This window comes from Caulobacter flavus (assembly GCF_003722335.1).
GTDB lineage: Bacteria > Pseudomonadota > Alphaproteobacteria > Caulobacterales > Caulobacteraceae > Caulobacter > Caulobacter flavus.
The window spans coordinates 1,681,555-1,706,410 of sequence record NZ_CP026100.1 but is presented as its reverse complement, the minus strand read 5'-3'; the positions used below and the strand labels follow the sequence as shown (position 1 = coordinate 1,706,410).

Annotated in this window: 17 protein-coding genes; 3 read left to right on the top strand and 14 right to left on the bottom strand. The window is 69.3% G+C overall.

The annotated features are described in order from the left end of the window. The 5 genes from C1707_RS08035 to C1707_RS08015 all read right to left on the bottom strand — a co-directional run bounded on the left by C1707_RS08035 (position 1) and on the right by C1707_RS08015 (position 12,527). Positions 1–834: a hypothetical protein gene (locus C1707_RS08035; protein ID WP_101713970.1), complete on the bottom strand. Its 834-nt coding sequence runs from the start codon at positions 832–834 to the stop codon at positions 1–3. Beyond that, positions 831–2,222 carry an HlyD family type I secretion periplasmic adaptor subunit gene (locus C1707_RS08030; protein WP_101713971.1) on the bottom strand — a complete coding sequence of 464 codons (1,392 nt, stop codon included), beginning with the start codon at positions 2,220–2,222 and terminating at the stop codon, positions 831–833. Before C1707_RS08030 ends, C1707_RS08035 begins: the two co-directional genes overlap by 4 nt. Continuing rightward, complete coding sequence (locus C1707_RS08025) at positions 2,219–4,345, bottom strand: type I secretion system permease/ATPase (RefSeq protein WP_205686852.1); 2,127 nt, start codon at positions 4,343–4,345, stop codon at positions 2,219–2,221. The genes C1707_RS08030 and C1707_RS08025 overlap by 4 nt, the downstream gene beginning before the upstream one ends. Positions 4,346–4,670: 325 nt before the next feature. Next, a complete protein-coding gene (locus tag C1707_RS08020; protein WP_123170728.1) occupies positions 4,671–11,408 on the bottom strand; it encodes a calcium-binding protein in 6,738 nt (2,245 codons plus the stop codon). Between the two features lie 33 nt (positions 11,409–11,441). Continuing rightward, entirely contained in the window at positions 11,442–12,527 is a 1,086-nt protein-coding gene (locus tag C1707_RS08015) for a hypothetical protein (RefSeq protein WP_101713973.1), read from the bottom strand. A 616-nt stretch (positions 12,528–13,143) separates the two neighbouring features. Between C1707_RS08015 and C1707_RS08010 the strand changes: the two genes are divergently transcribed. After that, positions 13,144–15,066 (top strand): acyltransferase family protein, encoded by a 1,923-nt coding sequence (locus C1707_RS08010; protein WP_101713974.1) that lies wholly within the window; start codon positions 13,144–13,146, stop codon positions 15,064–15,066. Positions 15,067–15,131: 65 nt separating this feature from the next. Beyond that, entirely contained in the window at positions 15,132–15,794 is a 663-nt protein-coding gene (locus C1707_RS08005) for a glutathione S-transferase family protein (protein WP_101713975.1), read from the top strand. On the opposite strand, the gene C1707_RS08000 is transcribed toward C1707_RS08005, so the two are convergent. From C1707_RS08000 to sdhC, 8 genes are all read right to left on the bottom strand, one after another. Next, on the bottom strand, positions 15,782–16,183 hold the full coding sequence (locus C1707_RS08000) for a hypothetical protein (RefSeq protein WP_164467303.1): 402 nt from the start codon (positions 16,181–16,183) through the stop codon (positions 15,782–15,784). The two genes, C1707_RS08005 and C1707_RS08000, sit on opposite strands and share 13 nt — an antisense overlap. A gap of 128 nt (positions 16,184–16,311) precedes the next feature. After that, positions 16,312–16,632 (bottom strand): 2Fe-2S iron-sulfur cluster-binding protein, encoded by a 321-nt coding sequence (locus tag C1707_RS07995; protein ID WP_101713977.1) that lies wholly within the window; start codon positions 16,630–16,632, stop codon positions 16,312–16,314. 29 nt (positions 16,633–16,661) lie between these two features. Continuing rightward, a complete protein-coding gene (locus tag C1707_RS07990) occupies positions 16,662–17,891 on the bottom strand; it encodes an NAD(P)/FAD-dependent oxidoreductase (RefSeq protein ID WP_101713978.1) in 1,230 nt (409 codons plus the stop codon). Positions 17,892–17,965: 74 nt separating this feature from the next. Then, on the bottom strand, positions 17,966–18,403 hold the full coding sequence (locus tag C1707_RS07985; protein ID WP_164467302.1) for a hypothetical protein: 438 nt from the start codon (positions 18,401–18,403) through the stop codon (positions 17,966–17,968). Positions 18,404–18,519: 116 nt separating this feature from the next. Beyond that, positions 18,520–19,302, bottom strand: a complete 783-nt coding sequence (locus tag C1707_RS07980; RefSeq protein WP_101713980.1) for a succinate dehydrogenase iron-sulfur subunit — start codon at positions 19,300–19,302, stop codon at positions 18,520–18,522. Positions 19,303–19,312: 10 nt separating this feature from the next. Next, entirely contained in the window at positions 19,313–21,100 is a 1,788-nt protein-coding gene (gene sdhA / locus C1707_RS07975; protein ID WP_101713981.1) for a succinate dehydrogenase flavoprotein subunit, read from the bottom strand. Next, on the bottom strand, positions 21,100–21,501 hold the full coding sequence (sdhD, locus tag C1707_RS07970) for a succinate dehydrogenase, hydrophobic membrane anchor protein (RefSeq protein ID WP_101713982.1): 402 nt from the start codon (positions 21,499–21,501) through the stop codon (positions 21,100–21,102). The genes sdhA and sdhD overlap by 1 nt, the downstream gene beginning before the upstream one ends. A 2-nt stretch (positions 21,502–21,503) precedes the next feature. Then, complete coding sequence (sdhC, locus tag C1707_RS07965) at positions 21,504–21,911, bottom strand: succinate dehydrogenase, cytochrome b556 subunit (RefSeq protein WP_101713983.1); 408 nt, start codon at positions 21,909–21,911, stop codon at positions 21,504–21,506. A 180-nt stretch (positions 21,912–22,091) separates the two neighbouring features. Here sdhC and C1707_RS07960 point away from each other — a divergent pair, with 180 nt between their 5' ends. Further along, positions 22,092–23,525 (top strand): sensor histidine kinase, encoded by a 1,434-nt coding sequence (locus tag C1707_RS07960; RefSeq protein WP_101714019.1) that lies wholly within the window; start codon positions 22,092–22,094, stop codon positions 23,523–23,525. Positions 23,526–23,640: 115 nt separating this feature from the next. Here C1707_RS07960 and zapE read toward each other — a convergent pair whose 3' ends face one another. After that, complete coding sequence (gene zapE, locus C1707_RS07955; protein ID WP_101713984.1) at positions 23,641–24,759, bottom strand: cell division protein ZapE; 1,119 nt, start codon at positions 24,757–24,759, stop codon at positions 23,641–23,643. Between the last annotated feature and the right edge of the window lie 97 nt (positions 24,760–24,856).

Here is a 24,856-nt window from a genome sequence, read left to right as displayed (position 1 = left end):
TCAGTTTTCTCCGGCCGTCATGGCATGGAACCGTTGTTTCGAAAGCCCCGGCGCGATCTTCGGCAGGGCTTCGGCGAATTGGGACGCGAACAGGCCGGACGCGCGGTCGACCGAGGGCTCGGGCCGCTCGGGCTGGTCGAAGCGGGTCTGGAGCACCGCCGCGCCGGGGGCGTGAAACACCCCCCAGGCGCCCATGGCGGCGACTTCGGCGCGCGTCTGGCAGTCGTCGGCGCGGCCCTTGATCTCGTCCGAGCGCCTGGACTCGCCGTACTCGTAGTTCAGCGTTTCGGACAGGGTGACGCTCGCCATCCGGCTGATGCGCCCCTGGTCGTGGCTGGCGACCACGATGCAGTCGGGCCGCTCGACGACCACCAGCTGCTCGCCGCTCGGCGCCGGCTTGCCGAAGGCGGTCTTCAGCAGCTGGTCGGGATGGCCGGCGAACGGCGCCAGCGAAGGCGCGTACAGCTGGACGAACCCGGCGGGACGACCCTTGGCGAAACCCGTCCCCGCCTGGACCATGTCGGCGTCCAGCAGCCGGCGGAAATCCATGGCGCCGCGGGTCAGCGGCCCCGGGGGATCCCACTTCATCTGCTTGAGGGATTTGCCCTCGACGACGATCACGTCCTCGAAGCGCACGACCTGCTCCTGGCCGGCCGGGAACAGCAGCGTCTCCAGGACGGCCGACTGCGGCTTGAACCCGGCGAGCGCAGGATCCGGCGCCCGCGCCTCGCAGGCGGCCAGGGGCGCGGCCGAGGCCAGGAGACAGACCAGCAGTCCGGCGACCGCGGGAGCGGGCCTGGACGCCTTGCGAACTTCGCGTGCTTGACGGCTCACCGTTCTCTCCCCGCTTCACTCACCGTCTTGGCGACCGGCGACCAGATGAAGTCGATCACCCGGCGCTTGCCGGTGACGATCTCGACGGACGCGCTCATGCCGGCCGACAGCAACGCCCGCCGACCATCAACGCTAAGTTGAGACCTTGACACTTTTACCCGCACCGGAAACACCAGGCCGCGCTTCTCGTCGACGATGGCGTCGGGCGAGATCTGCGCCACCTCGCCGTCCAGCGTGCCGTAGCGGGTGAAGGGATAGGCCTCGAGCTTGATGACCGCGTGGTCGCCTACCCGCACGAAGCCGGCGTCCTTGTTGAGGACCAGGGCCTCGACCACCAGCGCCTCGCCGTCCGGCACGATGGTCACCAGCGCCTTGCCGGTCTCGGCCACCTCGCCCAGCGTCGTGACGGACACGGCCTGCACCACCCCGCCGACCGGGGCCGTCAGGGTCTGGAGCTGGCGCTTCTGCTCGGCCTTGCGCAGGGCGTCGGCGCGGGTGGCCGACAGCCCCTCGGCCTCGGCCCGTTCCTGGGCGGCCTGGCCGACGAACTGTTCGCGCAGTTCGGCCGCGTCGCGCGCCAGGGAGGCGACCTGGGCCCGCGCCTCGTCCAGTCGTCCCTGCTGGGCGATCAGGTCCTGCTCGGCGGCGACCAGGGCCTGCTCCTGCTGCAGCAGCTTCTGGCGGGCGCCGTAGCCCTTGGCCTCGAGGCCCTTCTGGTCGTCGAGCTGGCGCTGCAGGATCGGCAGGGTGCGCTGCAGCTTGACGATCTCGGCCTGGGCCTGGCGGGCGCTGGCCTCGGCGCCGACGCGACGCTCGCCCAGCGAGGCGCGCTTGGCCTCGAAGGCCTGGATCCGCGCCGCCACCAGCTGGCGCTCGGCCTCGACGGCGCTCGGCTCGGCGTCGGACGGGGCGATCACCGCCCCGCCGTGGCCCGCCGCATAGGCCAGCAGGGCGTTGGCCCGCGCCAGGGTCAGCCCGGCGGTGGACAGTTCGGTCACCGCGCTCTCGGCGTCGGCCTCGGCCACGGTGGGATCCAGCGCGATCAGCAGCTGCCCCGGACGCACCCGCTCGCCCTCGCGGACGGCGATGGCGCGCACCGTGCCCGGGTCGGACGGCTCGACGCTGCGCAGGCGTCCCGTCGGCACCAGCCGCCCCTCGGCGACGGCGACGGTGTCGACCTTGGCCCAGCACGACCAGACCAGGGCCCCGACGGCGCCGGCGATGATCGTCCAGCTGATGGCCCGGCCGATCGGCGAGGGCGGCGTCTCGACCACTTCCAGGGCGGCGGCCAGGAAGCCGGGCTCCACGCGCTGGCGGGCCTTGGCCGAGCGGCGGTTCTCGTCGCCCCAGGCCCGGGCGAACACGCGCAGGTGCGTCGACAGGCTCATGCCTCGACACCCTGATGGCCGTGCATCTGGGCCCGCCAGAGCTGGGCGTAGCGCCCGCCGGCGGCCATCAGCGTCTCGTGGTCGCCGGTCTCGGTGACCTGGCCGTTCTCCATGGTCAGGATGCGGCTGGCCACGCGGATGGCGCTGAGGCGGTGGGCGATCACGATGACGGTCCGGCCCCGGACGATCTTGCGCATGTTGGCCTGCAGGATGGCCTCGCTCTCGGCGTCCAGCGCGCTTGTGGCCTCGTCGAGGATCAGGATCCTGGGGTTGGTGATCAGGGCGCGAGCGATGGCGATCCGCTGGCGCTGGCCGCCGGAAAGATTGGCGCCGCGCTCCTCGAGCACGGTGTCGTAGCCCTCGGGCAGCTCCAGGATGAAGTCGTGGGCGCCGGCCATCGCGGCGGCGTTCGTCACCGCCTCCATCGACAGCGACGGATCGGCCAGGGCGATGTTCTCGCGCACCGAACGGTTGAACAGCAGGTTCTCCTGCAGGACCACGCCGACCTGCCGGCGCAGCCAGGCCGGATCGACCTGGGCCAGGTCGACGCCGTCGACCATGACCCGGCCGCTTTCGGGCACGTAGAGACGCTGGACCAGCTTGGTCAGGGTCGACTTGCCCGAGCCCGACGGCCCGACCACGCCGATCACCTCGCCCGGCTCGACGGTCAGGCTGACGCGACGGATGGCCTCGCGGCCGCCGGGCTTGTAGCGGAAGGTGACGTCGTCGAAGGCGATGCGCCCCTCGATGCGCGGCAGCGCCGCGCGCGAGGGCGAGAACTGGGCCTCGGTCGGACTGTTGAGCACGTCGCCCAGCCGCGCGATGCCGACCCTGGCCTCCTGGAACTGCTGCCAGAGGCCCGCCAGGCGCAGGACCGGCTCGGCCACCCGGCCCGCCAGCATGTTGAAGGCCACCAGTTCGCCGACGGTCATGTGGCCGGTCAGGGCCAGGCGCGCGCCGACATAGAGCACCAGCACGGTCGAGGCCTTGTTGATCAGCTGGATCGCCTGCCCGCCCCAGATGTTCAGGCGCGCGGCGCGGAAGCCGGCCCCGACATAGCCGGCCAGCAGCCGCTCCCATCGGGTCTGCATCTGCGGCTCGACGGCGGCGGCCTTCAGGGTCTGCATGCCCGCCACGCTCTCGACTAGGAAGGCCTGGCTCTCGGCGCCGCGCTGGAAGCGCTCCTCGATGCGGCGGCGCAGCGGACCGGTGATCAGGCCCGCCGTCAGCGCGTAAAGGCAGATCGCGATCAGCACGATCAGCATCAGCCACGGCGAGTAGAACCACATCACCACGAGGAAGATCAGGGTGAAGAGCAGGTCGATGACCAGGGTGACCGACGACGAGGTCAGGAACTCGCGGATGGTCTCCAGCTCGCGCACCCGGGCGATGGTGTCGCCCACCCGCCGGCTCTCGAAATAGGCCATGGGCAGGGCCAGCAGGTGGCGGTAGAGCCGCGCGCCCAGCTCGACGTCGACGCGGCTGGTGGTGTGGGTGAACAGCGCCGCGCGCAGGCCGCCCAGCAGGGTCTCCATCACGATCACCGCGCCCAGGCCGATGGCCAGCACGTCCAGCGTGGTCAGGCCCCGGTGCACCAGCACCTTGTCGATCACCACCTGGAAGATCAGCGGCGTGGCCAGGGCGAAGAGCTGCAGCGTCAGCGAGGCGGCCAGCACCTCGCCCAGCAGGCCGCGATACTTGACCAGGGCCGGGATGAACCAGGTGACGTCGAACTTGCCGCCGCCCGGGACCTCCGAGCGCGAGGTCACCAGAACGGCCTCGCCGTCCCAGATCGCCAGCAGGTCGTCCATCGACAGCGACTTGGGCGGCTGGCCGGGCCACTGCACCAGCACCTCGCCGCCTTGCGCGCGGGCCAGGATGAAGAAGTCGCCGGCCTTGCCCCTGGCGATCACCGGCAGGGGCGCGTCCTCGACGCGGCGTACGGGCAATCGCGTGAGCTTGGACTTGGCGCCCATCCGGCGGGCGAGCCGGACGAGATCGCCGGAGTCGGCCGGCGCGCCCTTGCCCAGGGCATGCCTCAGCTGCTGGGGATCAGCCCCGATCTGATGGAAGCCGAGCAACAGGACGAGGCACTCCAAGCCCTCGTCCGACTCCGCACGCACACTACTCACCGATAAGCCCCGACTACCCCGGCGACTGATCTAGCTCACTCGCGGATTGGTAGCAACAACGCAACGCGGCGTTATCCGCCGAAATGGCGCTTCGCCCAAGGTTGAGGCGGGGACCGCGAAACCAGGCCGCCGCGGCGGTCGAAAACTGGGACGCCCGGCCCGTCTCGAGGCGGGCCGAGCGTCCTGTGCCCGGATGTGGCGCCCTTAGAGCGCGTTGGGCGAAAGTGTGAGCGGTTTCGCCGACCAACGCGCTCTAAATGTTTGATTTAGAGCCTTTTTAGACGCCTCACATGATTCCATGTGAGGCTAAAAGGCTCTAGGCGCTCAGGGCGGGCTGGGCCTTGAGGCCGGCCGAGGCGGCCAGCGGGATCGCCAGCCTCGCCTCGTCGCGGGTCCAGACCGCCGCGCCGCCGCCCTGGCCGCCGAAGCCGGCCATGGCCTGGCGCAGCAGGGCCTGGCGCTGCAGGAGCTCAGCGTCCACCGCGCCCGAAGCGACCTGGCCGAGGCCCCGGCCCGGCTCGGCGTCCATGGCCGCCAGGCGCGCGCCCAGCGAGCCGCCGCCCAGCAGGCCGCCGCCGGCGTCCTGGCGCCACCAGGCGTCGGCCTGGCCGGCCGCGCCGCCATAGGCCGGACCGGCGTCCAGAAGCTCGCCGCCGGCGATCGACAGCCCAAGGCCCACGGCCCCGAAGCCCACGCCCAGGTCCGAGGCGGCGGAAACCGCCGCGCCCTGCCCGGCCTCGCCAAGGCCGGTCAGGGTGACCGCCTGACCGGCCTGAGCATGGCCGCGCTCGATCACGTCCTGACGAGCCTGCGCGGCGGCGTTGAGGTCGTTGAGCTGGGACTGCTGAGCCGAGATGCGCTTGATCTTCTCGGAGGCCTGCTGGCCTTCGGTCAGCCAGCGGGCCTGCTCGGAGGCGTTCATGGCCTGCCAGCGCTTGGCGATCGCGGCGTCGATGCGATCGTGGTCGCTGAAGTCCAGCTGGGCGGCGGCCTTGACCTCGTCGTAGCTGGCGCCGATGGCGTCGAGCAGGCCCTTCCTGGCCTTGATCCGCGCGGCCAGGGCGACCGCCTTGGGATCATTGGCCAGCTGGCCCAGCTCGCCATCCTCGGCGGCGCCGCCCCACTCGGCCTGGTAGTCGCCCGCGTCGTAGCCCACCGAGCCCAGCACCCGTCGCGCCAGCGCCACGTCGTAGCCCTGGCCCGTGCGGCCGTCGGCCCAGATGAAGCTGATCGTGTTCTGCACGAAGCTTTCGGTGACCATCTCGGCGGAGACGCCGGTGGCCACGCCGCCCAGGTTGATGGCCGCGATGCCGGCCTCTTCCAGGGTGCGCAGCTCCTTGGCGGTCGAGCGGCCGTTCTGGTTGGCGTCGACGAACAGCAGGATTCTGGAGAAGTCCCTGTCGTTCTTGTCGAGCAGGCCGTCGCCGTTGGTGTCCCAGGTGCGCAGGCCTTCCAGGTCGCTGGTCGCGCCCGGCTTGTCCTGCACGAACGACAGCTCCGACAGCCTGTTGATCGCCCCGTCGCCGTCGCGGTCCACGGCCAGGAAGCCGTCGGTCGGGCCGACCCAGCCCACCTTGGAGATCCCGCCGCCCGCCGTCCTGGCCACCACGCTGGACGCCTCGACCGTCAGCAGGTCCAGGCCGTCGCCATTGAGATCAAGGGCGATGGGATAGACGTATTCGTAGTTGTAGACGACGCTCTCGGTCCACGTGATGTCCAGCTTGCGCAGGTCGATCGAGGTCCCGCCGGCCAGCACGTATTCGACGGTGTTCAGGCTCTCGTACAGGACTTCGCCCGAATAGTAGTCCTTGGTGACGTACTTGACGCCGCCGCCGACGATTTGCACCCGGTCGGCGACCTGGCTGGCCGTCTGGCTGGTGTTGGAGAGGTTCCTGGCCCCGATATAGAGGTCAGACCCCACGACTTCGTAGATCACGTCCTCCGCCGCGATGCTCGCGCCCAGCGCGAGGGTGTCCTCGCCGCCGGTGTCCCAGATCAGGTCCAGGCCCTCGCCGCGATCGTAGCCGAACTGATCGTCGCCGTTGGAGGTGTGAATCTGGTCGTTGCCCAATCCGCCGACGACGACGTTGCCGTTGCTCTCGACGTGATTGCTCGCCGCGCCCCAGACGATGTCGTCGCCATTCATCGCCAGGATGAGGTCGGCGGTGTCGCGGCTGCCGACCAGCGTAGTCGATGCGTCGTTGCTGGCCACGCCGAAGGTGATGGCCCCGATGTCGAGCTGCGAGGCCCCGCCCATGTCGATGGACTTGACCTTGTTGTTGCCCGCGGTGGGATAGGACCCGAAGTTGGACACCACCCGCACCTGGGCGTCGCCACGAATGCCCAGGTCCAGCCAGCCGCTGGCGCCGCCGGCCGTGCTCCCCCAGAGGTCCGAGAACTTCACGTCCTGCCCGAACGAGATGACGTTCCAGCCGGTGTTGTCTTCGTTGACCGTGTCGGACCCGCCGCCGCGGTTGATCACATAGGTGTCGGCGCCGCCGCCGCCGCTGAGCACGTCGTTGCCCGCGCCGCCGATGAAGGTCTGGTCGCCCTCGCCCCCCACGATCGAGTCGGCGAAGGCCGAGCCGACCACGCCCTCGACGCCGATATAGGTCTGGTTGGCGGCCATGCCGCCATAGCCGTAGCCGTTGACGACGCCGGTCGCCGTGTAGCCGCCGAGGTTCAGGGACACCGCGCCGGTCGCGGCCGAATAGTCGACGAAGTCCTTGCCCTCGCCGCCGACGAAGACGTCCGCGCCGGTGGTCGCCACCAGCCAGTCGTCGCCGGCCTCGCCGTCGAGCCAGTTGTCGCCGCCGTCGTAGCCCTTCAGCTGGTCGGCGGCCTTGGAGCCGCGCACGGCCTCGAAGCCCGAGAACACGTCGCCCTCGGCGTCGCCGCCCTGCGCCTTGCCGGTGGAAAGATCGATGAAGACACCCCCTGAGGATCCGACGTAGCTGAGCCAGTCATAGCCGCCTTCGCCCGCCATGCTGTCGGCGCCCTTGCCGCCCTCGATGGTGTCGTTGCCGTCGCGGCCCCACAGCTGGTCGGCGCCGTCCAGGCCCTTGAGGACGTTGTCGCCCGTCGTGCCGTAGATCCGATCGGCGAACTCCGAGCCGGTGGCGTTCTCGATGCTGAGCAGGCCCTCGCTCGTCACCCATGCGCCGGTGGCGGCGTTGGTGACGATCGCCGCGCGGGTGATCGGATTGCCCGCCGTGGCGTCAGGGTTGCCGTTCCATTCGGGCGGACGGTAGTCCAGGTCGAAGGCCACGCCGAAGCCCAGGCGCTCGGCGCTGATGGTGTCGCTGCCGAAGGGGTCGCTGTTGGGATCGGCATAGCCGCCCCAGAACCAGTTGAAGGTGCCGTCTTCGGCGATCAGGAAGGTGTCGTCGCCGTCGCCGCCCTGCAGGACTTCCGAACCCCAGCTGTCGACCAGGACGTCATTGCCGGCGCCGCCGTCGAGACCATCGGTCCCGTCGCCGCCGGCCAGGTAATCGTCGCCCGCGCCGCCGAGCAGGGTGTCCTCGCCCGCGCCGCCGATCAGCGTGTCGTTGCCGTCGCCGCCGTCCAGCCAGTCGTTGCCGCCCCGGCCGTCCAGCCAGTCCCAGCCGCTGCGGCCGTACAGGTAGTCCCCGCCCGCGCCGCCGACGAAGATGTCGTCGCCGCCGTCGCCGGTCGACCAGTAGGAGTTGTCGACCTGCTCGTAGTCCCAGCCGTTCCAGTAGTAGTCGTACTGCTCGACCCAGACCGAATGGGTGTCGTCGATGGTCACGCCGCCGACGGCCAGGCGCTGGTCGATGAAGTCGTTGCCCGAGGTCGTCGCGCCGGGATTGGTGACGGTGTAGCCGACCAGCGACATGTCATCGATCCGCAGCACCTCGCCCTGGTCCTCCCACGAGGCTATGCGGTGATCCACCGCGCGCGAGGTCGGCTGTGTGAAGAAGCCGAACGGAACCTCTCCGCCAGTGGCGACCAGGCGCAGCACCATCCGCCGATAGGCCGTGCCCGGAGGCGCGGTCGCCGTGCCGCTGATGGTGTTGTAGTTGGCGAGATCGCCGTGCCAGGAGCCGCCTTCCAGGCCCTGGCCGTTCATGAACGCCCCGCCCACCTGGTTCATGTTGGCGTCGTAGAACTCGACGTACATCTGGGCTAGGCCGCGATGGTTGGCGGCCTTGACCGACGACTCGTAGGTGACACCCGCGCTCGACACCATCAGCGCCGAGCGCACGTCGATGACCGAGCCGGCGGCCGGCGTGCCGGGCATGTGCATCCAGAACACGTCGTTGCCGCTGCCCGACCAGTCGGCGTTCAGGTTCACGCCGCGCTGGGGATTGGCCACCTGCCAGGTCGCCATGTCCCAGCCCTGCATGCCGCTCTCGAAGCGGGCGTTGAGGATGTCGTTGTCGCCGGGCCCCGCCGCCGACTGCGGCAGGATCGAGAACAGGCCGTCGCTGGTCTGGAGGCGCGACTGGATCTCCGCGCCGTTCCCTTGCGCAGTGATGCGGACGTTCTCGTAGGCCGTGCCGTGGGCCTTCAGGTCGAAGCTGTCGAGGAAGCCGCGCAGGCCGCCGTAGAAGTCCGAGGCCGACCACTTGTCGAGGCCCAGCTCGCTGATCCGCTGCAGCGTGATGATCCAGGGATTGGCGAGGGCCTGGTTCTCGAGGGCGACGATGATCTTGTCGATCGACGTCTTGTAGCTGTTGTAGAAGTTGGTTTCGTCGGTCGTCAGGGCCGACGCGCCGTTGGCGTGCAGCTTGTCGATCAGCGCCTTGTGCGGCGGGTGGCCGTAGAAGTCCTGCTCCCACTGGGTCAGGCTGGCGTAGGCGCCGGTGATGAAGCCGTTCACCAGGTCGCGGTTGTCGCCGTAGAAGCGATAGTCGTTGGCGATCTGCAGATCGCCGGAAAGCGCGGTCAGGTCTCCTGCCGGCGACTTGGCGATGACCCGCTTGGCGAAGATGTCGCCGCCGACGATCTTGGTGTTGCGGATCGCCGTCAGCGCGCCGTACTCGACCGCCTGGTCGGCCGAGGCGAAGTTCTTCTGAACGCCGTTGATCTTCACCCAGATCTGGCTGGCCGTGTGACCGTAGACCTGGGTCGTGCCGACGCCGTTGAGGTTGCTCACATAGGCCGTCGTGTCGGTGTAAGCGACCATGCTGATCAGGGTGTTCAGCGTGTCGCGCGCCGTGGTGGCCATCGAGGTGACCAGCGAGCGGTTGCCGTTGTTGGTCACCGTCACCGCGCCGAGCTCGTAGCGCGCATAGGGTATCTGCAGCACCGTCTCGGCGTTGGCGCTGGGGATCTTGGGCTTCTTCTTGCCGAACAGGTTGCCGATCAGCGCGCCGATCACGAAGCCCACGAAGGCGCCGATGCCCGGAACCACCAGGTTGCCCAGCGCCGTGAGCTGATAGAGGCCGCCCTGCACCGCGATCTGGACGGCCGCGTAGGAACCGACGGCCGAACCGATGGACGACAGCACCATCGAGGCCTGGGTCTGCGGCTGCACGACCATCGCGCCGAGCTTGGCGCCGAGGAACGAGCCCAGCGCGTTGGCCATCAGCGTGCCCGCGCCGTTGGCCGTGAAGATCTCGCCCGTATGGAAGCCGTCGAAGATATTGGCGTTCGGGTCGAGAAGATTGGAGATGATCTTCGAGCTCACCGTCGAACCGGCGGTGTTGAAGAGCTCCGCGCCGAACCCGTCGAGGCCCAGGGCCTCGCCCAGCGCCATGGTCATCATCGAGCTGATCGAGCCGATCGTCGCCGACTGCAGCCTGGCCGAGACATCGGCGGCGAACGAGCCCTGGACCGCCGAGGTCAGCTTGCCGGCGGCGTCGATGTTCGCGCCGACAGCGCCCGACAGGGACAGCGCCAGACGTTCGCCGACCTCGCCCAGGATCGAGGAGTAGACGATGCCCTTGATCTCGTTGCCGTCGGCCAGGTAGCTGCCGATCGACGAGCCGACGATCGAGCCGATCATCCCGCTGTTGTAGTTGAACTCGTCGTAGCGGCGCAGCAGCTCGGCTTCCGACTTGCTCTCGAGGTTGATCTCCCGGAGCTTGATCGTCGCCTTGTCCTCGTTCCGCAGGAACGTGATGTTCCCCTGCTTGTCGATGGAGAAGATGGCGATCTGGTTGGGGCCGGTGTTGACGGTCCCGTTCTCGCGACCGACGAAGTGCTCGATCAGGAAGAACAGGTCGTGATTTCGGACGGGATCGACGACGTAGAGCTGCCCGTTGATCTGCACCGCGGCGTCGGGAACCACGATGTAGTTCGCCGCGTCCTTGGCGAGGAAGCCCTGGCGCTGGGTGTCGGGCACGGTCACGCCATCGGTGTTGTGCGATACGACCTTGCCCTTGCCGGCCTCTATGCTCAGCCCGTAGTCGCCATAGGCCGAGACCAGGCCCGGCGCGTAGTACGGGGCGAACATGGTGTTGTTGATCACCACGCTGCTGCCCCGCTGGGCGGCCAGCAGGCGAACGTAGGCGGCCGCGAAGCTGCCCTCGTTCACGCCGATCGAGTAGGAGACGAACTCGATGTTCTGGTAGGTCAGGATCCTGTCGATGTTGGCGTCGATGAACGCCTTGGTGTCGGCGATACGGGCGCGCATCCCCTTGGGGTCGTTGGACCACTGGTTCAGGTAGCCCATGATGCCGCCCTGCAGGGCTTCGTTCTGGCCGAGCTCGTTGATGGCGCCCGGCGACGTCAGATACAGCGTCTTGTGACCGCCCTGATCCTCGAAGACGTCCATGGCCATGTCGAAATAGACAGAGTTGCGCGATCCGGCCGGCGCGCTGCCAATGGTGTAGAGCGGCTGGCCGGTGGTCCCCAGCTTCTGGCCGACCACGAAGGTGGATGCCCCCACGCGGTTCCAGCCGCCGAGGCCGCCCAGGCCGTTGATCCAGGGACTGTTGAGGCCGGACTGATCGGCGATGTTTCGCGCCGCCTGGGTGTAGGCCAGAGCGTACATGCTGCGCTGCATCGGCGTCAGATTGGTGAGCTGCAGCCGCTGCTGATAGTACTGCAGCTTGGCCTTGAACATGGTCTGCTTTGCGCTGGCCATCGAAGATCCCCCTCGCCCCCTAGAGCCGGCGAACTAGAACCAGTGGTTTGTGCTGTTCGTGATCGGGTCGGCGCCCGGCCGCTGGATGCGAACCCCGCCGTTGGCGGAGGACACGAAACCGTCTCCCAGCCAGCCGTTCGACACGCTGGCGCCGAACAGGTCGTCGGACGAGGTCAGCACGGTTCCGCCCACGACGGCCCCGTCCAGATCCACCAGGCTGAGCCGGTTGGGGCCCGTGCCACCTACCGACGTCGATCCGGGCTGGCGATGGAGCGGCGTGGCGACCATGCCGACGCCGGTGGAAGGATCGAAGTCCTCCCACGCCCCATCGGCCTTCTCGCCGATGCGGCGGACCTCCGCCGTTTCGGTGTCGATCTGCAGCAGGCCGGCCGTGATGTCGTCGCGCGCGAAGATGTAGGGCGCCAGCTTGGGCTGCAGGAATCGCATCCGCGTCGCGCTGCTGAACACCGCCTCGCGGCCTCGGGCCGTGATTTTTCTGATGACCCAGCGCCCCTTGCCCGGTTCGCCCTCGAAGGCGTTCCTGAACAGGACCAGCTCGCCCGCGGCGTTCCTGACACAGGCCACCCGGCTGTGGTTCGGGAGGCCCAGACCCAGAGGGTCCGTGCCGTCGTCCACCTCGATCAGCGCATCGCCGCCGACCTTGATCGGCTCGCGCCCCCGCGGGTCGTAGTCGTAGACCTTCAGCACGCTGGCCCGGTACAGGCCGTCGTCTTTGTAGAGGCTTACGACCAGGCAGCGGTCGCGAGGATTGAGATTGCTGTTGGCGTAGCTGAAGCCCCCCTCGACGACGATGGGACGGTCGAAGAGCGTCGCCGCCTTGACGTCGATCTCGCGGATCGCCGGGTTGTGGCCGCTGCCCGCGTAGTAAAGCAGCATGTCGTCGCCGGGGCGGTGGACGAAGGGCTGCTCTGGCCCCATCGGCGCGTCGATCGTGTCGATCTTGCCGGTGTCCGTCGCGATGATCTTGACCGCGCCCGGCGAGCAGGAGGCGATGATCCGGTTCAGCGCCTTGGAATGCGCCATGATCGCGCAATCATACAGTTCGTCCGACCTCTCGACGGTCGCGTAGCCGCCGACGAGATTGACTTCCTTGCCCATGACCACGCCACACCCCCACACCGGGAAACTAAAAGCCGCGACCGCCGACCAGACCAGGCGACGCGCCCGGCCTCGGGCCGGCCGTCGCCGTTTCGACCTGGCGATCGCCTCGCCAGTATCCAATTTCGCGGCCGAAAGGCGAAGGATCCGCCCGTCGGCGTCGAGCGACGGGGGGACGGCTCTGCTCGCGAGAGGAGGGTCAGCACCGTCCTTCGCCAGACATCCTTCTCGAACGCCCCCAACGCACTCTCCCGCTTCACGCACTGTCACTCGCGCGGACTGTCACTCGATCGCAGGCCGTCGGCTGCCCTGCCGACGTGCCGGCACAACCGACAGCAAAGCTTGACGCCAGTCAACGCTTAGTTGCGAAGAAACCGCACCCTGCACGCAAGGCGACGCACAGGCCGCCTCGGCAGGCGCCGACGCCGGGAATTCCTGGCGGCGGCAAGGCCTGCAATAGTCAAGCTTTGCGGACCCGAACCTGTCCACATGTTCGGCGCGCGACGAACAAGCAACGGTCACAAGCCGCCCTTATCGCTCTCGATCCAGGGTTGATGTTGACGCGCCATGGGCCCGCGCGCGACTAGCCGATGTTCGAGACGGCGGGGATAGACCAATGCAGTACCGCAAGGACATCGACGGCCTGCGCGCCGTGGCCGTGCTGCCGGTGGTGGCCTTCCACGCCGGCTTCAACCAACTGCCCGGCGGCTTCGTCGGCGTCGACGTGTTCTTCGTCATCTCCGGCTACCTGATCACCGGCAACATCTTCGCCGAACTGAGCCGGGGCGACTTCTCGCTGCTGCGGTTCTACGAGCGGCGGGTCCGGCGCATCGGCCCGGCCCTGCTGGCCGTGCTGGCCGTGACCACGGCCCTGGCCTATTTCACCCTGCTGCCCGGCGAGATGCTGGAATACGCCCGCAGTCTGATCGCCTCGGTGTTCTCGGCCTCGAACGTCTTCTTCTGGACCCAGGCCGGCTACTTCGACTCCGACTCCTCGACCAAGCTGCTGCTGCACACCTGGTCGCTGTCGGTGGAGGAGCAGTTCTACATCGTCTTCCCGCTGCTGCTGTCGTTCCTGCTGCGGGTGTTCCCCAGCCGGCTGAAGCCGATCATCTGGGGCCTGATGGCGCTCTCGTTCGCCAGCGCCCTGGCCAGCGTGGCCCTGGCGCCCAGCGCGGCCTTCTACCTGCCGCACAACCGCGCCTGGGAGCTGATGGTCGGCTCGGTGCTGGCGCTGGGCATGGTTCCCAAGATCCGCAGCCCCTGGCTGCGCGAGACGGCCGCCCTCTTGGGCCTGGCGATGATCGGCGCGGCGGTGCTGCTGTATCGCGAGCAGATGCCGTTCCCCGGCGCGGCCGCCCTGCTGCCCTGCCTCGGCGCGGCCCTGGTGATCGCGGCCGGCGAGACCGGGCCGACGCTGATGGGCCGCCTGCTGTCGTGGCGGCCGGTGGTGTTCATCGGCCTGATCTCCTACTCGCTGTACCTGTGGCACTGGCCGGTGATGGTCGGCGCCCAGATGAACAGCTTCCTGTTCGGCGGCGCCCCGCCCATGGCGATCAAGATCGGCACGGTGCTGGTCTCGATCGTGCTGGCGACGATCTCCTGGTGGTTCATCGAGCGGCCGTTCCGCGTCGGTCCGCTGAAGCTGCCGCGCAAGGCGCTGTTCCAGCTGGCCGGCGTCGCCGCGACCGTGCTGGTCGCCGTCGGCGTCGCCGGCCAGGTCGACCACGGCCTGTCCTACCGCTACTCGCCGCGCGTCCAGCAGATCGCCGACCTGCTGACCGACAAGAGCCACCGCCAGATGCGCGAGGGCACCTGCTTCCTGCCGTCGGGCTCGACCGTCGACGACTTCGACATGGCCTGCGTGCGGCAGGACCCGGGGCGCCGCGACTACCTGCTGATCGGCGACAGCCACGCCGCCCACCTGTGGTACGGCCTGGCCAAGGCCATGCCGACGGTGAACGTGATGCAGGCCACCGCCTCGGGCTGCAAGCCGACCCTGACCCACCCCGGCTCGGCCGAGGAGCGCTGCGTGGCGCTGATGGACCGGATGTTCGACGACTACCTGCCGGCCCACAAGGTCGACACCGTCGTGCTGGCCGCCCGCTGGAAGCGCGACGACCTGCCCCGCCTGGAAGCCACCCTGTCGCGCCTGCGCGCCCAGGGCCTGGACGTCATCGTGTTCGGCCCGATCATCGAGTACCGCTCGCCCCTGCCCCGCCTGCTGGCGGTCTCGGACCGCATGCACGACCCCGACTTCGTCGACGAGCAGCGGATCGACGTCAGCGCCGTGGATCGCGCGATCGGCAAGCTGGCCCGCCAGAAGGGCGCCCGCTACGTGTCGCTGGCCTCGGCCATGTGCCCGGCCGGCCATTGCCTGGAGGTCGACGGCAAGGGCTATCCCGTGCAGTTCGACTACGGCCACCTGACCGGCAGCGGCTCGGAGATCCTGGCCCGGCGCGTGGTGGCCAAGTATCCGACGCTCAGCCAGGGCCCGATCGCCGCCGCCCCGGTCGCGGCGAGCGCCGCGGGGGCCTGATCGGCGCGGTTGCGCGGCGCCGCCCGCCACGCCAAGGTCGCGCCCTCGTTTCCAGGGGGTGGACCATGCAGCTGATCAGCCTTCCGGCCTCGCCCTACGCGGCCCGCGTCAGGATCGCGCTCCGCGCCAAGGATCTGGACGTCGAGATCGCTCCGCCGCCGCCCAGCTGGCCCCTCGACCGGCGGTTCCGCTACGTCAGCCCCACGGGCCGCGTGCCCGTGCTGATCCTCGACGACGGCGAGGCCGTCTGGGAGTCGGCGGTCATTCTGGAGCTGCTGGAAGAGCTCTTTCCCGACGCCCCGACGCTGCTCCCCGCCGATGTGCTTGAACGCGCGCGGGCCCGGCAGCTGGTGCGCGTCGCCGATCTCTACCTGATGCCGCCGATGGTCGCCCTGGCCGCGCCCCAGGACCCGCGCGAGACGCGGCGACTGGTCGAGCAGCTTGCCGACGCCCTGGCCATGCTCGACGACCTGCTGGAGGACGAGGGTCCGTATGCGGTCGGCGGGGCGCTGTCGCATGCCGACTGCGCCCTGGCCCCGGTGCTGCTGGCGGCGCGGGTCACGGGCGGGCGGCAGGACCTCGACCTGATCGAGGCCCTGCCCCGGGTGAGCGCCTATGCCCGCTCGGGGTCGGAGGACGAGCACGTCGCCGCCGTCCTGGCCGAGATGGAAGACGGCATGCGGCGGTTGACCAGGGTCTCCGCGGAGCCGACGGACTACCAGTCGTAGAGACCGCCGCTCTGGCTGAACCTGTCGCGTTCCAGGCCGTGGATGTCGAACGGCGTCGTCCGCGGCGGCTCGCCCCCTTTCGCCAGGTCCAGCTCGAGACGGCGGGCTCCACGCAGGTTCAGCAGGATCTTGTGCACTGGCCGCAGCGAAACCTGCTCGGCGCCGCCCTCGCGCAGCTGGGAGCCGGTCAGTTCGACAGGCGCGCCGCCGTCGAAGCGCGCCGCCACCGTGCAGCGCCTGCTCGACTCGCACGTGATCTCGCCGCCGTCCGGCCGCCTGACGAAGACATCGACGCCCAGGCGCTCGGAATCGCGAAGGCAGAATTCGAAACCGTCGGAGGAAACACAGGCCACGCTTACCGGCGACAGGCTCATGCTGTCCTGGGCCAAGTCATAGCGCCAGGCGCTATCCAGGCTTCCGCGCACCGGCGCGCCGGACGGAGCCTCGGGCGTCGGCTCGCAGCCCGCGAGGGCCAGGCCCGCCGCCAGGCCGGCCGCGCCCCGCAGACCCCGGCGTCTCAGTGCTGGCTTTCCGGCAGGCGCACGACCAGGCCGTCCAGCGCGTCGCTGACCTTGATCTGGCACGACAGGCGGCTGTTGGGCTCGACGTTCTCGGCGAAGTCGAGCATTGACTCCTCCATGGCCGACTTGTCGCCGGTCTTGTCGGTCCAGGCGTCGTCCACATAGACGTGGCAGGTCGCACAGGCGCAGGCGCCGCCGCAGTCGGCGTCGATGCCGGGCACGTTGTTCTTCACGGCGCCTTCCATGACCGTCAGGCCCGGCTTGACGTCGAGGACGTGCTCGGTCCCGTCGAATTCGATGTAGGTGATCTTGGCCATGGTTCCCCTGCGTAGCTAGCGGGCGGCTTTCAGGCCGCCACTTCCTTCATGGATATCGCCGGATCCGCCAGCCTTGTCTTAGACACGGGCGTCCGCTTGGCGATCAATTGTTTGCCGGCCATGAACTCGGGCGGCGCGTTGACGGCTTCCACGGCCTGGACGAGATCGCCCTTGAGGTGGAAGACGGCGAACCTGGCGGCGGCCACGTCGCCGCGCACGATGGTGCTGTCGGCGTCGAACGGCAGGCCGGCGATCTGGAGCTTCAGGTCGTACTGGTCCGACCAGAACCACGGCACTTCCGGCGACGGGCCAGCGCGGCCGACGATGGCGGCGGCGGCCTGCTTGGCCTGCTCCAGGGCGTTGGGCACGCTTTCGAGGCGGAACTGGCGCTCGTACAGCGGCAGCGGCCGGTGGGCGACGTCGCCGATGGCGAAGACGCGCGGGTCGCTGGTGCGGGCCTCAAGATCCACGACGATGCCGCCGGTGCATTCCAGGCCCGCGTCCTGGGCCAGCTCGACGTTGGGATGGGCGCCGACGCCCACCAGCGCGGCGTCGCAGGCCACGACCTCGCCGCCCTTCAGGCGCACGCCGGTGACGTGGCCGCCCGTTCCCTCGAACGCCTCGACATTGGCGTTCAGCTCGAACGCCACGCCGCGCGCGCCGTGATAGTCCTGGAAGAAGGTCGACAGGGTCTCGCAGGCCACGCGGGCCAGAACGCGGCTCTCGCGCTCGATGACCGTGGCCTCCGCGCCCAGGGCGCGGGCCGAGGCCGCCGCCTCCAGCCCGACATAGCCGCCGCCGACCACGGCCAGGCGCTTGCCTTCGCCGAGGGCCGCCTTCAGGCCTTCCGCGTCGGCCGCCGTCCGCAGGGCCAGCACGCCGGAAAGATCCGCGCCGGGAATCGGCAGCTCGCGGGCGCGCGCGCCGGTGGCGAGAATGAGGAAGTCGTAGGAGATCACCTCGCCCGAGGCGAGGCTGACGGTGCGCTCGCCCCGATTGAGGCTGGTCGCCACGCCTTGCAGGCGCAGGGCGACATTGGCCTCGGCGTACCACTCCTGCGGTTTCAGGGCCAAGCTGTCGGCGTCGGCCTCGCCCTTCAGCCAGGCCTTCGAAAGCGGCGGGCGCTGGTAGGGCAGCAGCGGCTCCTCGCCGATCAGCACGATCGGGCCCTCGTGGCCGTACTGGCGCAGGAACGCGGCGGCCGAGCCGCCCGCATGGCCCGCGCCGACGATCACCACCTTGGCCTTCGGATCGCTCACGACCGCTTCACTCAACGCGCTTCTCTCCCGCACGGAACAAAATTGACGACCCCGTCATCTTTTGCAAGCCGGCGTCAACCGGGACGGGTCATCCAGAACCAGCCATAGAACAGCACCCAGCCCGCCGTGAAGACGGCCAGGGTGGTCTTCTGACCGACCCGGCCCCGCATCATGGCGCCGACAGCCGAAAACGCCGCCGCCACGAGCAGAAAGCGCGGCAGGCGAACAGGCAGGGCCGCCGCGGCGAAGGCCGGCAGGCTGGCGCCCGCCCGCGGCGCCAGGGCCGCGTAGACCTTGTAGGGCGTCGAGGTCAGCGGCCCCTTCAGGCTGGCGACGATCCAGCCCTCGCGGGCCATGTCGGCGCGGGCCTTGTCGATCATCGCGTCGGAGACCGACGGCACGGCCGCCACCGCCTTCAGCGCGGGACCGGGCGCATTGGCGCTCCACAGCCACATCGCCGCCCCGCCGACCATCGCTCCCAGGGCCGCGGCCAGACTGGCCAAGGCCCCCATGCGAAAGCCTCGCCGCAGAGCGACGAGGCTTATGAGCACGTCCGGAACGACGAAGAACAGGAAGCCCTCGGCCGCGCCCCACAGCAATGCGGCGAGACCGAAGGCGCGGACGGTCGTCAGACCACCCGCTCCACCAGCATCTTCTTGATCGAGGCGATGGCCTTGGCCGGGTTCAGCCCCTTCGGGCAGACCTGGGCGCAGTTCATGATCGTGTGGCAGCGATAGAGCTTGAACGGGTCCTCGAGGTCGTCGAGGCGCTCGCCGGTGGCTTCGTCGCGGCTGTCGATCAGCCAGCGGTAGGCGTGCAGCAGGGCCGCCGGGCCCAGGTACTTCTCGCCGTTCCACCAGTAGCTGGGGCACGAGGTCGAGCAGCAGGCGCACAGGATGCACTCGTACAGACCGTCGAGCTTCTCGCGGTCTTCCGGGGCCTGGCGCCACTCCTTCTGCGGCTCGGGGGTCGTGGTGTGCAGCCACGGCTCGATCGAGGCGTATTGGGCGTAGAACAGCGTCAGGTCGGGGATCAGGTCCTTGACCACCGGCGCGTGCGGCAGCGGGCTGATCTGCACGGCCTTGCCGGGCACCTCGCCGTGGCCGTGCGTGCAGGCCAGGGTGTTGCGGCCGCCGATGTTCATCGCGCAGGAACCGCAGACGCCCTCGCGGCACGACCGGCGGAAGGCCAGGGTCGGGTCGATGGTGTTCTTGATGTAGAGCAGCGCGTCCAGGACCATGGGACCGCAGGCGTCGACGTCGACGTCGTAGGTGTCCCACCGCGGGTTCATCCCGGTCTCGGGATCGTAGCGGTAGATCTTGAACGAGCGCACGTTCTTGGCGCCGGCCGGAGCGGGCCAGTGCTTGCCGCTCTGAACGCGGGAGTTCTTGGGAAGAGAGAGCTGGACCATCTGCGTTCCCCTAGTAGACCCGTTGCTTCGGCGGGATGTAGTCGATGTCCTGCGACATCGTGTAGTTGTGCACCGGACGGAAATCGATCTTCACCTTGCCGGTCTCGTTGTCGAGCCAGGCCAGGGTGTGCTTCATCCACTCGGTGTCGTTGCGCTCGGAGAAGTCCTCGCGGGCGTGGGCGCCGCGGCTCTCGGTGCGGTTGGCCGCGCCGTTCACCGTCACGACCGCCTGGCCGATGAGGTTGTCGAACTCGAGGGTCTCCATCAGGTCGGTGTTCCACACCAGACCGCGGTCGGAGACCTTCACGTCGCCCTTCTTGTCCCAGACGGCCTGCAGACGGGCCACGCCGCTGTCTAGGCTCTCGCCGGTGCGGAACACGGCGGCGTCTTCCTGCATCGCCTTCTGCATTTCGAGGCGCAGTTCGGCGGTCGGGGTCGAGCCGTTGGCGTTGCGCATGCGGTCGAAGCGCTCGATGTGCGCCTCGGTCTGCGAAGCCTTCAGTTCCGGCTGCTTGGCGCCGGGGGTCAGGATCTCGGCGCAGCGCAGGCCGGCCGCGCGGCCGAACACGACGAGGTCGATCAGCGAGTTGGAGCCCAGGCGGTTGGCGCCGTGCACCGACACGCAGGCGGCTTCGCCGACGGCCATCAGGCCCGGGATCACCTGGTCGGGGTTGTCGCCGGCCTTGGTCACCACTTCGCCGTGGTAGTTCGTCGGGATGCCGCCCATGTTGTAGTGGACGGTCGGCAGCACCGGGATCGGGGCCTTGGTCACGTCGACGCCGGCGAACACCTTCGCCGTCTCAGAGATGCCCGGCAGGCGCTCGGCCAGGATCTTCGGATCCAGGTGGTCGAGGTGCAGGAAGATGTGGTCCTTGTTGGGGCCCACGCCGCGGCCTTCGCGGATCTCGATGGTCATCGCGCGGCTGACCATGTCGCGGGGCGCCAGGTCCTTAACCGACGGGGCGTAGCGCTCCATGAAGCGCTCGCCTTCCGAGTTGGTCAGGTAGCCGCCTTCGCCGCGGGCGCCTTCGGTGATCAGGCAGCCGGCGCCGTAGATGCCGGTGGGGTGGAACTGCACGAATTCCATGTCCTGCAGCGGCAGGCCGGCGCGCAGCGCCATGGCGTTGCCGTCGCCCGTGCAGGTGTGGGCCGAGGTGGCCGAGAAGTAGGCCCGGCCGTAGCCGCCGGTGGCCAGGATCACGGTCTGGGCCTGGAAGCGGTGCAGGGTGCCGTCGTCGAGCTTCCACGCGGTCACGCCGCGGCAGGCGCCGTCTTCCATGATCAGGTCGAGGGCGAAGTACTCGATGAAGAACTCGGTGTCGTGGGCCAGCGACTGGCCGTACATCGTGTGCAGCATGGCGTGACCGGTGCGGTCGGCCGCCGCGCAGGTGCGCTGGATCGGGCCTTCGCCGAAGTTCTTGGTCATGCCGCCGAAGGCGCGCTGGTAGATCTTGCCCTCGGCCGTGCGCGAGAACGGCACGCCCCAGTGCTCGAGTTCGTAGACCGCCGCCGGAGCGTTGCGGGTCAGGTACTCGATGGCGTCCTGGTCGCCCAGCCAGTCCGAACCCTTGACGGTGTCGAACATGTGCCAGCGCCAGTCGTCCTGGCCCATGTTGCCCAGCGAGGCCGAGATCCCGCCCTGGGCGGCGACCGTGTGGCTGCGGGTGGGGAACACCTTGGTGATGCAGGCGGTCTTGAGGCCGGCCTGCGCGGCGCCGAGCGCGGCGCGGAGGCCCGAGCCGCCGGCGCCCACGACGACGACGTCGAACTTGTGGTCGATGAACGTGTAGGCCGACATCAAAGGGCTCCGGTGAAGGCGATCTTCAGGATCGAGACGATCCCGGCGACGCCGGCGAGCATGCAGAGGAACAGGTTGCCGATGACGAGGGCGGCCTTCGGGGCGAACGCCACGACATAGTCCTCGATGACCACCTGGATGGCGTTCTTCAGGTGCACCAGCAGGGCGATGAAGAGCAGCGACAGCAGGACGGCGTTGATCGGGATCGCCACCCAGGCGGCGACCGCGTCGAAGTCCTTGCCCGCCAGGCGGATGCCGGCGAAGGCGCCCCACAGGAACAGCGGCACGAGGGCCAGGCCCGAGACGCGCTCGGAGATGAAGTGGCCCACGCCGTGGTGCGAGGCGCCCAGGCCGCGGGCGCGCGACAGCGGGGTGCGGAAGGGGCTGTTGGAGGTGCTCATGGTCAGATCGCTCCGGTCGCGGCGGCGAGGATCCAGGTGACGACGGCGGCGACGATCGCGAAAGCGATCACGACCACGCCGGTCAGGTTGGCGGTCTTCGGTTCGAAGCCCTTGCCCAGGTCCCAGAAGGTCTGACGGATGATGTAGGCGACGTTGTAGAAGACCGCGACCGTGATGCCGAACAGCACCAGCTTGCCCAGCGGCGAGCCGATCACGCCGGTGTAGCAGGCGTAGTGGTCGGGACCCGAGGCCAGGGCCAGGGCCCAGCCGGCCAGGAGCAGGACGCCGACATAGAGGGCGAACAGGCTGGCGCGGTGCAGGATCGAGCACGCCATGGTGATGTGCCAGCGCCAGACCTGGAGGTGCGGCGACAGCGGACGCTCAGGGAGCCCCCGGCTCGTCTCGGTCATTTTTACGTCCAACCTGTGGATTTGTGCGTTGCGGGACGCTTTTAAGCGCGAGCGCCGGGGTGTCAACGAAACGGCCATTACTTGAGATACGTTCGCAATTCACTCGGTGGGAGAATGAGGGAACCTCTCTAGCAAAGCTTGCGTTATCGCTGGCTGTTCAACGGGGATGACCTTCAGGCGATGACCGGCCCGATCGATTTCGCGACGGTGTTCGATCGTCTGCCGACACCATACATGATGCTCGACCGCGACCTGCGGTACGTGGCCGCCAACCAGGCCTATCTCGAGACCCTGGCCCGCCGCTGGGAGGACATCGCCGGCCTCTACGTGTTCGACGCCTTTCCCAGCCAGGGCGAGTCGCGCGAGCGGCTGGAGGCCTCCTTCCGCCGCGCCCTCGACGGCGGCCGGCCAGACCACCTGCCGCTGATCCCCTACGCCATCGAGCGGCCGGCCCACCTGGGCGGCGGCTTCGAGGACCGGATCTGGAGCGCCACCAACACCCCGATTCCCGGCCCCGACGGCAAGACCGCCTACATCGTCCAGCACACCCAGGACGTCACCGCCGTCCAGCGCCTGAAGGAAGTCGCCTTCGGTCGCGGCGAAATGACCATGCTGCAGGACGACGTGCTGCTGCGGGCCGGGGCGGCCGGGGCCCAGAACGACGACCTGCGCCGCCTCTTCATGCAGGCGCCCAGCTTCATGGCCGTGCTGCGCGGCCCCGAGCACCGCTTCGACCTGGTCAACAACGCCTACGGCCAGTTGATCGGCTGGCGCGACGTGGTCGGCCTGCCGCTGCGCGAGGCCCTGCCCGAGGTGGTCGAGCAGGGCTTCGTGGAACTGCTCGACCGGGTCACAGCAACGGCCGAGGCCTTCGTCGGCCGCGAGATCAAGGTCGCGCTGCGGCGCACGCCGGACGCCCCGCTGGAGGACCGCTTCCTCGACTTCATCTACCAGCCGATCGTCGAGCCCGACGGCTCGGTCTCCGGGGTCCTGGTCGAGGGCTCGGACGTCACGGAGAAGGTTCTGGCCGGCGAGCAGCAGCGGCTGCTGCTCGACGAACTGAACCACCGGGTCAAGAACACCCTGGCCACCGTCCAGGCCATCGCCCGCCAGACCCTGCGCGGCGCCCTGACGCCGGAGGCCTTCGCCCGCGCTTTCGAGGCGCGGCTGCTGGCGCTGTCGCAGACGCACAACGCCCTGACCGACAGCCAGTGGGCCGGCGCGGGCCTGCGCCAGATCTTGGGCCAGGAACTGGCGCCCTACGATCCGGCCCGCATCGTCATGGAGGGCCCAGACCTCAACCTGCCCGCCCGGGTGGCTCTGTCGCTGGGCATGGTGTTCCACGAACTGGCCACCAACGCCGCCAAGTACGGGGCGCTGAGCACCGAGACGGGCCGGCTGCTGCTGGCCTGGCGCGTCGATCCGCCAGGCGTGCTGGACTTCGAATGGCGCGAGGCCGACGGCCCCGCCGTCGCCGCCCCCGCCCGCCGCGGCTTCGGCTCGCGCCTGATCGAGCGCAGCATCGGCGCCGAACTGCGCGGCGAGGTGGCGATCGATTACGCCGAGACGGGGCTGGCCTGCCGGTTCACGGTGTCGCTGGACCGGGCTTTCTGAGGCCAGTGCGTCCTTCGAGGCTCGCCTTCGGCTCGCACCTCAGGACGAGGATATCACTGCACTGCCTTCCTCATCCCGAGGCGCCGGCGCAGCGGGCCTCGAAGGACGCAAGGCGCTAGTCCCGCACCCGCCCCACATAGTCCGCCGACCGCATCTCCTGCAGCCGCGAGACCGTCCGCTCGAACTCGAACGAGCCGTCGCCGGCCGGATACAGCGCCTCGGGCTCGCCGGCGGCCAGGGCGACCAGCTTGGCGTCGGCCTCGTAGAGGGCGTCGATCAGGGTGTTGAAGCGCTTGGCCGCGTCGCGCTTCTCGGGAACCAGGAGGGGGATGTCCTCCAGGAAGATGGTGTGGAACCGCTCGGCCAGGGCCAGATAGTCCTGAGGCCCCAGCGCCTGCTGGCACAGGCTGGCGAACGAGCTGCGCACCAGGCCGCCTGCGGCGCGCGGCAGGCGCAGCTTGCGGCCCATGACCTCCAGCGTCGCGCCGGTCTCCTCGGCGCCGTCCAGCATATCGAGCCAGAGCTTGTCGAACTCGGCCTCGGTGGTCCTGTCGACCGGCGACAGCCAGGTGCGGCCGGCCCGCAGACGGTCGAGGCGGAAGTCCACCGGCCCGCGCACGGCCACGACCTCCATCTTCTCCTTCAGCATGGCGATGAAGGGCGTGAAGAGCTGGCGGTTGAGGCCGTCCTTGTAGAGGTCGTCGGGCGGACGGTTGGAGGTGGCCACCAGCGTGACCCCTTCGGCGAACAGCGCCTCGAACAGCCGGCCCAGGATCATGGCGTCGGCGATGTCGGTGACCTGCAGTTCGTCGAAGCACAGCAGTCTGGCCTCGCCAGCGATCAGTTCGGCGGTCGGGGCGATCGGGTCGTCGCCCTTGTGTCGGCCGAAGCGCGCTTTCCGCTCGGCGGCGTCGCCCTTGCGCCAGGCGTCGATGTGGGCGTGCACCTCGGCCATGAAGACGTGGAAGTGCACCCGCCGCTTGCGGTGCACCGGGGCGCTGTCGAAGAACAGGTCCATGACCATCGACTTGCCGCGCCCGACCGGCCCCCAGATGTAGAGCCCGCGCTGGCTCTTGGGCTTGCGGCCGAAGAACGAGAAGCTGGGCTCGCCGGCGTTGTCGAGATCGGATTCCAGGCGGGCCAGGGCGTCGATGGCGGCGGCCTGGGCGACATCGGGACGGATCTCGCCGGCGGCGAGGCGCTCCCGATAGGCGGTGCGTACGGACTGTGGCATCGGGATGCGGGTTAGCGCGTGGAGCCGCCGGGGGAAAGCGGAACGTGGCGTGGCGCCTCGCCGGCGCCCCGACCATCCGCCCGCTGGATCCTATAGT

Bases quoted from the DNA above. Each gene is read 5' to 3' on its own strand.
- C1707_RS08030 (WP_101713971.1), bottom strand. From the start codon at position 2,222: ATGAGCCTGTCGACGCACCTGCGCGTGTTCGCCCGGGCCTGGGGCGAC.
- C1707_RS08020 (WP_123170728.1), bottom strand. From the start codon at position 11,408: ATGGCCAGCGCAAAGCAGACCATGTTCAAGGCCAAGCTGCAGTACTAT.
- C1707_RS08015 (WP_101713973.1), bottom strand. From the start codon at position 12,527: ATGGGCAAGGAAGTCAATCTCGTCGGCGGCTACGCGACCGTCGAGAGG.
- C1707_RS08010 (WP_101713974.1), top strand. From the start codon at position 13,144: ATGCAGTACCGCAAGGACATCGACGGCCTGCGCGCCGTGGCCGTGCTG.
- C1707_RS08005 (WP_101713975.1), top strand. From the start codon at position 15,132: ATGCAGCTGATCAGCCTTCCGGCCTCGCCCTACGCGGCCCGCGTCAGG.
- C1707_RS07995 (WP_101713977.1), bottom strand. From the start codon at position 16,632: ATGGCCAAGATCACCTACATCGAATTCGACGGGACCGAGCACGTCCTC.
- C1707_RS07985 (WP_164467302.1), bottom strand. From the start codon at position 18,403: ATGGGGGCCTTGGCCAGTCTGGCCGCGGCCCTGGGAGCGATGGTCGGC.
- C1707_RS07980 (WP_101713980.1), bottom strand. From the start codon at position 19,302: ATGGTCCAGCTCTCTCTTCCCAAGAACTCCCGCGTTCAGAGCGGCAAG.
- sdhA (WP_101713981.1), bottom strand. From the start codon at position 21,100: ATGTCGGCCTACACGTTCATCGACCACAAGTTCGACGTCGTCGTCGTG.
- sdhD (WP_101713982.1), bottom strand. From the start codon at position 21,501: ATGAGCACCTCCAACAGCCCCTTCCGCACCCCGCTGTCGCGCGCCCGC.
- sdhC (WP_101713983.1), bottom strand. From the start codon at position 21,911: ATGACCGAGACGAGCCGGGGGCTCCCTGAGCGTCCGCTGTCGCCGCAC.
- C1707_RS07960 (WP_101714019.1), top strand. From the start codon at position 22,092: ATGACCGGCCCGATCGATTTCGCGACGGTGTTCGATCGTCTGCCGACA.
- zapE (WP_101713984.1), bottom strand. From the start codon at position 24,759: ATGCCACAGTCCGTACGCACCGCCTATCGGGAGCGCCTCGCCGCCGGC.